The following is a 12409-nucleotide window of genomic DNA, read 5'->3' on the forward strand; positions in this document are numbered from 1 at the left end:
GCTTCTCAAGGACAGCGTTCAACACTACCGTTCGTTTAGCCTCTCTCTCGCTCATTGTCAGTTCTTTCATAGACTGACATTTTCACTGCTCCCTTAACCCCTGACACTATCACTGCACCAATGCAGCCGCCGCCGGGGGACATTGATCGGCATTCGTGCGCCATTTATACTAGCCAAAGCCCAAACCACGTACGTAGTACCACGTAGCTTTCAGGTGTGGAGGTGCGGTGGTCGAAGGATTTTTCAGGAGCTCACCAGGATGACGGTCACAAGATGGTCTCTCCGCTGGCAGGCCGCCACGGCATTTGCGATTGCCTTTGCCGCCCTGGCAATGGCGTCTACGGGCGTCAGCCACGCCGCCGCGAGATCGATCATTGACGACGCCACGGGCGGAGACTGCTCCTCGATGGGGGCATGGAACGCTTCGACGAAGACCTGCATACTGACTTCAGATGTCAGCGGGCAGATCAGAATTGCCGGAAGCGGGATAACGCTGGACGGCAACGGGCACACCCTCACCGGCGACGGTTCAAGCGCAGCAGTGTATGTCTTTTCGCAGTCGGGCGTAACCGTCAAGAACCTTAAGGTCACCGGCGGCTCGTCCGGAATACAGCTCGTTTCGTCCAGCGGCAACACAATCGAAAGCAACGTAATCACCGGCAATACCCAGTACGGCGTACAGGTGAACTCATCCAATTCCAACGTTGTTCGCAATAACGAGTTTACCGCCAACCAGTTTGGGATCTATGTAGTTGGATCGCTGGATAACCTGATAGAGGGCAACATTGTCTCTGCCGCTACTTACGGCATTTAACTGAACAACCTGTCTATTGCGAACGTTGTGTCCGGCAACACAAGCACCGGCAACGTCTACGGCACGCTGGTGAATTCATCGTATTCGAACGTGCTTAAGGAGAACACTCTCCAGGGAAACACGCACGGCGTGAGGCTGACCTTCTCAGGCAGCAACAGCGCCTACAACAATAACTTCCTCGGCAATACGACTCAGGCTTCAGACGTACTGGGCGCAGGGAACGCCTTTTACCAGCCTGCCCCTGCAGGCGGCAATTACTGGATTGAGCTTTCGGGTTGCGCGGACACGGATCACAACGGCTTCTGCGACGCGCCATATTCCGCCGGCGCCGTTTTCGATGCGTTTCCTCTCGCGCAGAAGTTCTTGCCGGACCACACCGCGCCGGTGCTGCATTTGCCCGGCGAAGTTATTCTGGGTGTCAGCACCCCATCGGGGACTGTATACAACTACATAGTTGACGCCACCGATGATTTCGACCCTTCCCCGTCGGTATCCTGTGCGCCAGGACCGGGGACGCTCTTTCCTCTCGGACCGACCCAAATAGACTGCACCGCCACCGACGCTGCAGGGAACAGCAGAACAGGGAGTTTCAACGTGATTGTCCATTATGTGGGGCTTGACTATGCAATCCTGGCTGCGGGGCCCAAGGGTGCGGACATCGGCGTCGGCGCGGTCGTCGAGGGGGACTGGTCGGGGGGAACGGTGAGGTCGACCTGAAGACCAAGTCCTCGGTAGGCGGTGTTATGACAGCGGGTGGTGTTAAGGCCGGCCCAGGATCATCGGCGGGTGAAATTACCTCGGCCGGCGTGGTGAAGGTCCAGAAGGGGGCGTCGACGGGCGCCGTGACCGAGGGCGCGACGGTCCAGAAAGTCACGCTGCCGACTGTGAATGCGAACCCTGAAGGGACCGGCGGCATCCTGCGCAAACCCAAGGACGCGCAGGCCGGCGCACTGATGCTGATGCCGGGCCGCTATGGCAAGGTAGAATCTGCCCCGAAGGACAACCTCATTCTCGTGGGCGGCGACTACCACTTCGTCGATCTCACGGTGGATGCTTTCAGCACGATCACGATCGATCTTTCCAACGGCCAGCCGCTCGTTATTCGTGTCGCGGAAGAGATCACATTCGGCTCAGGCGTCAAAATGAAGGTCACGGGTGGAGACGCGTCCGATATCATCATCATGGCGGACGGGTCCAAGCTGTGGCTTCGCGACGATGGGGTGTACTACGGGACTATGGTGGCCCCCAACGGGAACGTCATTATCGGACAGAAGTCCGAGCTCACAGGCGCCGCATGGGGACGCGAGGTATGGGTGATGACGGATTCGGTGACCAAGGCTGCCGCATACCGCCACCCGGTGCCGTAACCGAAGGCGCATGCCTATTTACGCCCCATCTTCATGGGTATAGAGTATGGCGGAGCCTCACCAAAGGGAGCCCGACATGCAAACACCCAACCCAAGCTTTTTGACCAACGGACCTCTGCAAGTCCTGGAGGCGAAAACCCTTTTTCCCTCGAACAAGGTTGTCGTCAATAAGGCGGCGACCCTTAACCGCCTCAGCACGGGCCGATTGATGCTCGCGTTTGGCCACAGCGAGGGCGCCGTCAACGGCAACTTCGGCTCAGTAGTCTTCTCTAAGTCGGACGACAATGGCAAGACCTGGTCCGCGCCGAAGGTGGTCCACGAAAACCCCAGCTGGCACTGCATGATCCAGGGTGGGATGATGCGCTTCCGGGACGACTTCGTCCGGTTGTTCGTGGGAGGCATCCAGATCGACTTCGGCCTGGGCGGCCACCAGCCGTTCGACAAGATGTACGTTGTGCCGGTGGACACCAGGGACGGCGGCGAGACATGGTCGAAGCCGGGTCCGGAGGTGAGCCTCTTCCCGGTGTGGACGGAGATGTACGGCTCCTCGAACCCCCACAAGCTGTCGGACGGCCGGTACATGCTCGCATGCATGGGCACGCTTGGGCGCGACACCGACTGGCACTCCGGCGTGACTTTCACGGACTCGAACGGGAACGGCTACACGAAGCCGACGATCATCGCCCAGGCTCCGGGCCGAGACTACAGCGATATCGACTGCGTTCGGCTGAACGACGGGCGGTTCCTGGCAGTGGTGCGCGAGCACCAGGTCAAGGACAGCGTCTACTCCCATTCCTCCGATGAGGGCAAGACATGGACGCCCATCAAGCCGACCGGCTTCAAGGGCGCCAATCCGCGCCTCCTCAAGCTCCGCAACGGCTCCATCGCGTGCGCCTACCGCAACGAGGACCGCGCCACGCGCGCCATCAATATCAGCGTCAGCGAGGACGGCGGTCACAAGTGGAAGCTCGCCGGCACCCTCAACGTCGGCGATGACTCGATCCCCATCAAGCCCAGCTACATCTCAGGCTACCCGTCCATGGTCTACATCAACGACCGCGACATCGCCTGCGTCTTCCACACCTACCCGGAGAAGTCGGGCAGGGTAGAGCTACATATGGTGACGCTCCGCGACATGACGTAGGGGGACCAGATGGAAGTGAGTTCCTGTCCCACCTGTCATCGCCCCATCAAGAGCATCCATGACTTCCAATCGGTGACAATTAGAAATTTCCGGCTGGAACCCCTTCAAGACCGTGTCGTCGATGAGTTCGATCCGAGGGGCCATGACAAGCGGCTAGAGGCGATGCACGCGCTCAACGCGAGGATCAGGCGAAAGGAGACGGTTTCAGATGAAGAATGGGCTGCATCCTCCTCCGCGGGCGGCGTCGATCGCAGGGAGGAGGTAGTGCAGGCCGTAGCGGTGCTGAAGCCAACTTTTGACCGGCTCAAAGCCATAGTAGGGCAGGCTGTTTCACCCAGCAGGATCGAGGCTGAATTCGGCGCGCACCGTGTCCTACCCGGGTCTGGTCTCAGAGTATCCCTGTCGACGAAATCGATTGAGGGAATGCAAGGCGTGTGCGCCGTGACTATTCTTGGTAGCCATGTGTTCCGGGATGGGTGGGCCGTCCTTTGCGACGTGGCTACCTTTGACTTCGACGGAAGCTTCTCCGATCCCCCGTTAACGCGAGCATACCTTACGAGTAGCACGCAGCAATAATTAACCACGTTCGGTAGCTGAAATCGCCACATCCGGCGATGCAATGGGCCGCGCGGGCTGGTGTAATGGAGCGTGGAGGCGTACGCGCTGCGCCTACCAAACACTGCGAGGTGTGCGGCCATGGCGCTCATTACACCGGTCCTGGCGGCCATTTCCCGGATGGCCGAAAAGATCCTCAACACCGCGTTTGGCTGGGCCACCATTACGCTCTTCGGCCGTGTCCAGCAGAGCCGGCAGATATTCCTCTCCATCATTTCCTTCGGCTCGGTGGCGTGGCTAGCGAGCGTCCTCGGCATCGCCTTTCCTGAATTCGGGACCTTCCTGTTATCGTTCGTGACGCTGCCCGACTGGGTGAACGAGGCATGGGTCCGCCTGGCCATGCTGGTCGCGGCGCTGGTCCTCCCCCTGGTTATCGGCGTCGTGGGTCTCATTATGCTCGAGAAAGAGGACAGGCCTGCCGGCATCGGCGGGAAGCTAGTGGCGGTGTTGCGGGGCTACCCTTATGCATTCGGCCTCGCTCTCACGCTCATTATGATGGTCCTCTTCGTCCCATTCATGAAGCTGCGCACCCTAATCAAGCGATGGGATTCCCAGCACGTGCCCGTCGTTGTAGAGCCGAACGACTACCTTGAGGTTGTAGACGGGGTCCAGGAGAGCCTGGAGGCGCGCGGCTGGCCGATCACGCGCCGCCGGGCCGGGCTGATGATTCGGCTGCCCACGAAGATACTGGACTTCTTTGCCGGCGGAGCGATTGACGACCTGGTGGTGGACAACCTCTCCATTCTCAAGACTTCCACCGGTGAGGTCATTTTGCACCCGGCGGACCTGGTGATCAGCGGAAAAAAGTGGGAGGTGAACCGCGCACGCGCGGCGATTACGGAGCACCTGGCCTTCTCGAAGGCCCATCTCACATGGTCCACGGACGCCAACAAGTTCGAAGACAGGATCGTGGTTATCTGGAGAGCGATGAAGGGAGCGTATGGCCCGCCGTACTGGGATGAAGTTGCCCATATGATGAAGGAGATAGACCGCGACCTGAAGGAGCTTAACGTCCCATTCGACGAATGGGAGACGCTCTTCCGTGCCAAGCTAACGATAGAGCGGGAGCTGCTCTGGCTGATCAGCGGCGACGCCGCGCTGGCGCTTGTCGCCCTCCCTGAGGCTACGGACCTCCGAGACGCGCGCGAGCGCCAGGAGACGAAGACTGCGCGAATGGGCGTCGTCGGCGCCGTGGCAGGAGCGTCCGCGGGCGTTGTCGCCGGGGTGATCGCGGCCCAGCGAGCGAGGGCCAATCGCAAGCTCGAGGTTACGTTGGAGGCCAACCCGGACAGCGGCCACAAAAGCGTCCTCGTTCACGGTGTTTCCGTGACCGACGTCAAGGCGAAGGCGTGGGACCGGTCGGAGGAGATGCGGCGGAAGGCGGTTGCCAGGCGGCGTGAAAAGGGGTAGCCGACGGGTAGAGGAAGGGGCGGTTGAGTCATTCCGACGAGTCAAAGTCGTCGAGGTCAGTCCCGATCTGTCAGCGCCCGACTTTAGAGCGACGCGCCTTGAAGAATGTGAGGGCTGCCAGGGCGGCGGAAATCAGGGCCAGGCCTGCGAAGCCGACCGCCGGCACCGGGACCAGTCCCAACGGCGTGACCACAACCGCGTCGATGAGAGACGCGTGCTCAACGATGTTGATAAGGTACGGTAGTCGCAAAGCAGGTGAGTCGGCGATGGTACCGTGTTCCACGACGTTAATGAGGTGAGGGGGGCTCAAGGTCGCGCTGTCGCTAACGGTCAGTTCCTCGGTCCGTTCGATGATCGTCGGAGGCTGCAGGTGCGCAATGTCGACGACCGCCAACGTTTCCAGAACGGGAATCGACAGCGGTGGAGTCAAAGCAAATATGTCGACGACCACAAGGGTTTCGACGACGTGGACCTCAGTTGGGCCTGACTGCGCGGCGGCGGTCCCACCCGACAGGGTCGAAAACGCCGCAACTACAAACGCAGCCATGAACGCTGGGCCTGTCAGTCTCCTGGTCACATGGAAAGACATCACTACGCCATGTCCCTCAGTGGATCCGTTTGGTGAGATTCAGGGAGCGATTGAGAAGACCAGGTCCACGGTCACAATGACCTGGTGTCCCGCCTCTAACTGCAGGGGAGTTGGGAGCTCCGCTGTAGTGAATCTCGGCCACGTGCCGAGCTCCACGACATTGCTTCCTGAGCAGTCCGCAGTCGCCACAGTGGGTTCGCAGTATTCGTGCGTCGTGGACACGAAGACGATTTCACCCGCGTTCGGCGCTATCATACTGCCGTGGAGCCTCATGCCGTTTTCGACGGAGTTATCGGTGACCAGATTCCGGGATTCCGCATCAGGAATACTGCTATCAGGTTCGGTTATCCTGCATATCGAAGGGCAAGGGCTGGCGTCCGGCGACATGATCGCGAGGCTCCACGGCCCTGAAGAGTAATATCCAAGGAGCATCGCCACCAGGTCTGCCACGCCGAAACCCGTAAGCTCATTGTCGAACTCTATACTCCGGGCGATTTCTCCGCTGGGCCGACTGACCTCGATCTTCCTGTGTCCATGCAGGTCAATTGCTTCTCGTTGGGCGCCCTGCGCACTCGCGGAGAGCGCTTCTCCACCGTTCCCCCCGTCGTGCGAACTATACGAAAAGACCGCCGCCACCGCGAGGGCGATGGCCAGCACCGCAAAGGCTCCTGCAGCCAGATAACCCAGTCGTGCTTTCATGTGGTTCCCACGTCTTTTGGTGTTGCGCAAATCGTCGAACAAACGCCTCTGTTTGGCCGCAATCTATCACAAATCCCGACCGTTTCCAATGCCTGCGTCACCAACGGAGCGGCGACCCGGGAAAATTGAGCGCGCAGGTAGGGGTTGCCCTCTAAAGTGCATCCGCCAGCACCTCCACCAGGTGCCTGGCGCGCTTGCCGGTGCCGTCGTGGATCTGCTGGCGGCAGGAGATGCCCTCCGTCACGAACGTGACGTCGCCCTCCTGCGCGCGGACCGCGCCGAAGAGGCTCTTCTCACCCATCTGCATCGAGATGTCGTAGTGCTCCTTCTCGAACCCGAACGCCCCCGCCATGCCGCAGCAGCCGGACTGAATCTCCGTAGCCTCTGCGCCGGGTATCGACTTCAGCACGTCCATCGCTTTCTTCGTGCCGACGAGGGCCTTCTGGTGGCAGTGGCCGTGCATCATCACCTTGCCCAGGCCTGCCTTGAAGGGAAGGGTAGCCCCATCCTTCTCCTTCGCGTGGACGACGAACTCCTCGATCAGCATCGTGCTCTCTCCCACCTGCTTCGCGACCGGATCGTTACCAAGCAGGTCCAGGTAGTCGTCCTTGAACGCGGACGCGCAGCTGGGCTCAATGGCGATCATCTTCGCGCGCCGGCTGATGTACGGCAGCAGCAGGTCCACGTTTGCCCTCGCGTTCGCCTTCGCCTTGTCCACCATGCCCTTGGAGAGCATCGGGCGGCCGCAGCACCGCGTGCCGGGGACGAGCACCTGGTAGCCGAGGGCCTTTGCCACTTTTACCGCCGCGCGGCCCAGCTCAGGGTGGTTGAAGTTGGTGAACGTGTCCGGGAAGATCACGACTTGCCCGCGCGTCTGCGCAGTCTCAGGCGAGCCGCCGCGGGCGCGGAACCACTGGGTGAAGGTCTGGTTTGCGAACGGGGGCAGAGTGCGCCTCTTGTCCACGCCGGCGTAGCTCTGCAGCATCTCTTTGACGAACGGCGCTTTCATCGACCAGTTGGAGATGGGCGCGAAGAACGATCCCATTTTACTTAGCTGGTCAATGTTGCCGAAAACGCGGTTGCGGACGGGGTAGCCATTAGTTTTGTGGTACCTGTCCAGGAACTCGTACTTCAGCTTCGCCATGTCCACGTTGGACGGGCACTCGGCCTTGCACCCCTTGCACTCGATGCAGAGGTCCATCACCTCGTACAGCCGCTCGCTCGCCAGGCTGTCCATCGGCAGCGCGCCGGAGATGGCCGCCCGCAGCGCGTTTGCACGGCCGCGCGTGGAGTGCTCCTCGTCGCGCGTGACCATGTAGGACGGGCACATGATGCCGCTCGTGACCTTGCGGCAGGCACCCTGGCCGTTGCACATCTCGATCGCCGAGGCGAAGTTGCCGTCCTTCGCGAAGGTGAAGCCCGTCCTGAGCTCCACCGGCCGGTACTTGGGGCCGATGCGCAGGTTCTCCGTCATCGGCGGCGAGTCCACGATCTTGCCGGGGTTCATGAGGCCCTTGGGGTCGAAGGTGCGCTTCACCTCGCGGAAGGCGTCGTAAATCTTCGGCCCGAACATCTTCTTGTTCCAGACGCTGCGCACCAGGCCGTCCCCGTGCTCGCCGCTCATGGAGCCGCCGTACTCCAGAACAAGGTCGCTGATCTTGTCGGCGATGGATACCATGCGGTCCACGCCCTCCTGCAGCTTCAGGTCGATCAGCGGGCGGATGTGCATGCAGCCGGTGCTCGCGTGGCCATAGTAGCCGGCGATCGTGTCGTGCTCGCGGACAATCTCGTCGAAGCGCTTGATGAACTGCGGCAGCTTCTCGGGCGAGACGGCGGTGTCCTCCACGAACGGCAGCGGGCGTCGCGGCCCCGGCGCGTTCATCATCAGCCCCAGGCCCGCCTTGCGGACCTCCCACACCTTCGCCTGATCTGCCGGCTTCGTCAGCTTGCGCACGAAGTAGCCCATCCCCGCCTTCCGCATCCGCTCCTCGCACGCGTCCAGCTTCGACTCAACCTCGGCCTCGCTCTCGCCGCTGAACTCCGTCGCCAGGATGGAGTCGGGGTCGCCCTCCAGGAAGTCGGTGAGGCGCGAGTAGGTCAGGTTGTTCCGGGTGTTGCGCAGGATCATGCTGCCGATGTGCTCGATCGCGTCCGGCTTGAGCTCCAGTGCCGCGACCGTCGCCTCCATCGACTCTATCAGGTCGTTGAAGTGGATGACCGCGAGCCCCTTGAAGCTGGGCTTTTTGGTAATCTTGACCTTCGCCTCGGTGATCGTGATGAGCGTCCCCTCGGAGCCGACGACGAATCGCGCCATGTTGAAGGCGTTCGGGTCAAGGAACTCATCGAGGTTATAGCCTGACACGCGCCGCTGTATCTTCGGATATCGCTTGATCACCTCGTCGCGGTGCGACTCCCCAATCTCGAACATCTTGCGGTAGATATCGCCCTCGAAGCCGCTCGCCAGCTTCTTAAGTGCGATGCCTTCCCGGTCGAGCGGCGCGAAGTGCGCTGTATCGCCGTTCGCGAGGACGACGTTCATCGCGATGACGTTGTCCACGGACTTGCCGTAGACCATCGAATGGGAGCCGCAGGAGTTGTTGCCGAGCGCGCCGCCCACGTTGCCGCGGTTGCTCGTGCTGGGGTCCGGCGTGAAGGCCATCTTCGTGTGGGCGATCTTCTGGTTCAGCTCGTCCAGGATGATGCCCGGCTGCACGCGCGCCCAGCCCTCCTCCGCGTTCACCTCCAGCACCTCACGCATGTACCGGGAGAAGTCCATGACTATGGCGCGCCCCACGGTCTGGCCGGCCAGGCTGGTGCCGCCGCCGCGCGGAAGGACGGGCACGTTGTACCGGTTCGCCGTCTCAACAACGGCGATCACATCCTCCGGCGTCTTCGGTATCACGACGCCTATCGGCTCGATCTGGTAGATGCTGGCGTCCGTGCTGTACAGAACGCGCGACATCTTGTCGAAGCGCACCTCGCCCGTCACGAGCCGTCGCAGGTCGGCGACGAGCTCCTTTACATCCATTTCCGCGGTTGTTGTCAATTTGGAACTCCAGGGCTGGGGTGAAGGGTGAGGGGTAAGGTGAAAACCCAGGAACCGGCTGTTAACCTTACCCTTTACCCCTCACCCTTCACCCCACCGTCGCGTGCTTTGCCCCGGGGGACATCGCTCTTGAACAGAACGGCCAGCAGAGGGGGCGCGACGGCTGTAGTAATTATCGTCATCATAATAGCGACACCGTAGAGGTCCTGTCCAAGAACGCCCTGGGTTATGCCCACGCCCGCCATGATCAGCGCCACCTCGCCGCGCGGCAGCATGCCCGCGCCGATGCGCATTGCGCCGCGGGTGTTGAAGCCGACGGCGAGCGAGGGCAGGCCGCAGCCGATGAGCTTGCCGATGGCGGCGAACAGCGTGATGACGAGGCCGAATACGACCACTCCGGACATTGTGGAAACGTCTACGAGCATACCTGTGACGACGAAGAAGACTGGCACGAGGAGGGCGCCGATGCCCCGCAGCGGCTCATCGATCTTGTGCGCCAGCTCAGTACCTGAGAGCGCGAGGCCGATAGAGAAGGCGCCGATTATCATCGCCAGCCCGGCGGTCTCCGCCATTCCCGCGGCAAGAAGGCCAAGCGCCAGCGCGAGCGAGACCTGCGCGCCGCCGGACCGGAACTTTCCAAGTAGGTTTGAGATGTGCTTCGACAGAAGGATGCCGATGCCGGTCAGGCCGAGCCAGAACCCGAATGCTTTGAAGGCGACCCAACCGACCGAGGTGACCGAAATGTTACCCGTGGCGCTGATTCCCACCACGACCGTGAGGACGAGAATGCCGATAACATCGTCCAGCACGGCGGCGCCGAGTATTGTCACCCCCTCGGGCGAGATCAGCTTCTTGATATCTCCCAGAACGCGGACTGTAATGCCGACCGAGGTGGCGGTCATCACCGCGCCCATGAAGAGCGCCGTCCCGTCCGTCATGCTGTCGGCGTAACCGAACGCCATCGTGAGCGCGACGCCGAAGATGAACGGCAGGATGACGCCGCCGACGGCGACGATCGTCGCCGGCCTGGCGTACTTCAGGAATTGGCCAAGGTTGGTCTCAAGCCCCGCCATGAACAGCAGGACGATGGACCCGACCTGGGCGATGGACCACAGGCCCTCGGACACGGGGATTGAAAACCCCTCGTGCCCGCCTTCCGCCAGGTGAGGGAAGAGCGCTCCGACAACGGGGAGGTCCATGCCTCCGAGCGCGTACGGGCCGATGATTATGCCCGCCGCCAGCTCTCCCAGGACAGCCGGCATCTTGAGGAAACGGTCGCAGATTTCGCCCGCGACCTTCGCGGCTACGAGGATTATCGCAAGCTGGAATACAAGCTTGATGAGCGCATCGTGGTCCATACCCTGTACCTGCCCTGGCGCGCCATTGGAGCGGAGCCCCGTATATTCTGATGCTTACGCCACGGCCGTGCAAGCGAGGAAGGGGCGGTGAAAACGCAAGGGTCCCGGCATTCGCCGGGACCCTTCTTGGGTCACTGGAGGATTGTGCGAGACCTACACTACCTTGAGAATCTTGTACTTCAGCGTGCCTCGGGGAGTTGAGACGACCACTTCCTGGCCGGCGGAGCGCGATATGAGCGCCTTTCCGACGGGGGAGGCATCGGATATCTTGCCTTCGTTCGGCTTGGCCTCGGACGCGCCTACTACCCAGTACTTGTAGTCCTTGTTGGTCAGGAGGTTCTTGAGGTGGACCTCGGAGCCGACCCTGACCGCCTGCCCGCTGGTCCGGGTGGCATCGGCTATGACTGCGACATTCAGAGTGCCCTCAATCTGGCGAATGCGGGACTCGAGCAGTCCTAGCTGCTCGCGGGCTGCCTCGAGGGGTGCGTTCTCTCGAACGTCCTTGTCTGCCGCTGCCCTTCTGATCTCGGCCGCGATGGGAGCGCGCTCCGACTTGAATCGCTCCAGGTCTGCCACGAGCTGCGCGTGGCCGTCGGCGGTGAGCTCCACCGTCTGCTTCTCGTCAGATGTCTTGTGTCCCCGTGCCCTTGTTTTAGTCTTTCGAATACGGATGTGCTGCGCCAGGTTATGCTCAATCATGCCCTTCTTCTTGGCGAAGGTGAGGAACTTCTTAACTTCCTGGAGCCTCTCAACGGCCTGAGCGCCGCCGCCGTTGCCAAGAGCCTGCTCGCCGTAGTCGCCGATCTCGGATGGCTTCAGCTCAACCAGGTGCTTGTGCGGACCTGCCCAGTTGACGAACTTCTGCAGCTTCTGCTGCGTGACTGTATGGCCCTCTTTCGACTTTATGCTACTCACGTACAGGCTTACGGCGTCGATGACTTTGACAGAATCGTTAGGCAGCAAGATTCGGCACCTCCAGTTGCGCCTGGGTTCCTTTAATGGCGTGGCTCAAGTACGAGTTTGCGGACACACTGAGGAGAATCAGGGACGGGGTCCAGGATGTGAGAGTCATCCGTGAAGAGCTGGGGACGGCAGTAACCATATGTTGTGCAGCGCCGCGTACAACGGCCCGGCCGAAGGGATCCTTCCAGAAAACCGTTACCGATGGACCAAAGGGAGTAATACTCCCCTCTAACAATCTTAATTAAGCAGGCGGGATTGTGTCAATGAAATGGGGATTAGCTGTCTTTGCTCAGTGATATTGTCAGTAGGTAACTGCTCAGTGAATATGTCAGTCCATGAGAGGACTACATTTGACCGAGCGAGAAGCGAAGAGAGCACAGATACTGAACCTTGTTCTGGAGGGG

General features: G+C 61.1%; 11 protein-coding genes. 6 read left to right on the forward strand and 5 right to left on the reverse strand.

Annotation, left to right across the window (positions count from 1 at the left end; translation table 11 throughout):
• Positions 1 to 259 precede the first annotated feature (259 nt).
• The 6 genes from FJ319_13415 to FJ319_13440 all read left to right on the forward strand — a co-directional run bounded on the left by FJ319_13415 (position 260) and on the right by FJ319_13440 (position 5350).
• Positions 260 to 814, forward strand: a complete 555-nt coding sequence (locus tag FJ319_13415) for a hypothetical protein (GenBank protein ID MBM3935271.1) — start codon at positions 260 to 262, stop codon at positions 812 to 814.
• A gap of 27 nt (positions 815 to 841) precedes the next feature.
• The gene (locus FJ319_13420) at positions 842 to 1531 is read left to right on the forward strand and encodes an HYR domain-containing protein (protein MBM3935272.1); all 690 of its coding nucleotides are present in this window, start codon (positions 842 to 844) and stop codon (positions 1529 to 1531) included.
• Between the two features lie 26 nt (positions 1532 to 1557).
• On the forward strand, positions 1558 to 2181 hold the full coding sequence (locus FJ319_13425) for a hypothetical protein (GenBank protein MBM3935273.1): 624 nt from the start codon (positions 1558 to 1560) through the stop codon (positions 2179 to 2181).
• Between the two features lie 46 nt (positions 2182 to 2227).
• A complete protein-coding gene (locus tag FJ319_13430; GenBank protein ID MBM3935274.1) occupies positions 2228 to 3325 on the forward strand; it encodes an exo-alpha-sialidase in 1098 nt (365 codons plus the stop codon).
• A 72-nt stretch (positions 3326 to 3397) separates the two neighbouring features.
• A complete protein-coding gene (locus FJ319_13435) occupies positions 3398 to 3901 on the forward strand; it encodes a hypothetical protein (protein ID MBM3935275.1) in 504 nt (167 codons plus the stop codon).
• Positions 3902 to 4021: 120 nt separating this feature from the next.
• The gene (locus FJ319_13440; protein ID MBM3935276.1) at positions 4022 to 5350 is read left to right on the forward strand and encodes a hypothetical protein; all 1329 of its coding nucleotides are present in this window, start codon (positions 4022 to 4024) and stop codon (positions 5348 to 5350) included.
• Between the two features lie 70 nt (positions 5351 to 5420).
• Here the strand turns inward: FJ319_13440 and FJ319_13445 are convergent, their stop codons facing one another.
• The 5 genes from FJ319_13445 to FJ319_13465 form a co-directional block, all read right to left on the reverse strand.
• Positions 5421 to 5927: a hypothetical protein gene (locus FJ319_13445; protein MBM3935277.1), complete on the reverse strand. Its 507-nt coding sequence runs from the start codon at positions 5925 to 5927 to the stop codon at positions 5421 to 5423.
• Positions 5928 to 5978: 51 nt separating this feature from the next.
• Positions 5979 to 6638 carry a hypothetical protein gene (locus FJ319_13450; protein MBM3935278.1) on the reverse strand — a complete coding sequence of 220 codons (660 nt, stop codon included), beginning with the start codon at positions 6636 to 6638 and terminating at the stop codon, positions 5979 to 5981.
• 151 nt (positions 6639 to 6789) lie between these two features.
• Entirely contained in the window at positions 6790 to 9666 is a 2877-nt protein-coding gene (locus tag FJ319_13455) for an anaerobic glycerol-3-phosphate dehydrogenase subunit C (protein MBM3935279.1), read from the reverse strand.
• Between the two features lie 92 nt (positions 9667 to 9758).
• Positions 9759 to 11042, reverse strand: coding sequence for a cation:proton antiporter (locus FJ319_13460; protein MBM3935280.1), 1284 nt, complete (start codon positions 11040 to 11042; stop codon positions 9759 to 9761).
• A gap of 153 nt (positions 11043 to 11195) precedes the next feature.
• Positions 11196 to 12005: a hypothetical protein gene (locus FJ319_13465; GenBank protein ID MBM3935281.1), complete on the reverse strand. Its 810-nt coding sequence runs from the start codon at positions 12003 to 12005 to the stop codon at positions 11196 to 11198.
• Positions 12006 to 12409 lie beyond the last annotated feature (404 nt).

It is taken from the genome of SAR202 cluster bacterium, from assembly GCA_016872355.1.
Taxonomy (GTDB): domain Bacteria; phylum Chloroflexota; class Dehalococcoidia; order Lucifugimonadales; family VGZY01; genus VGZY01.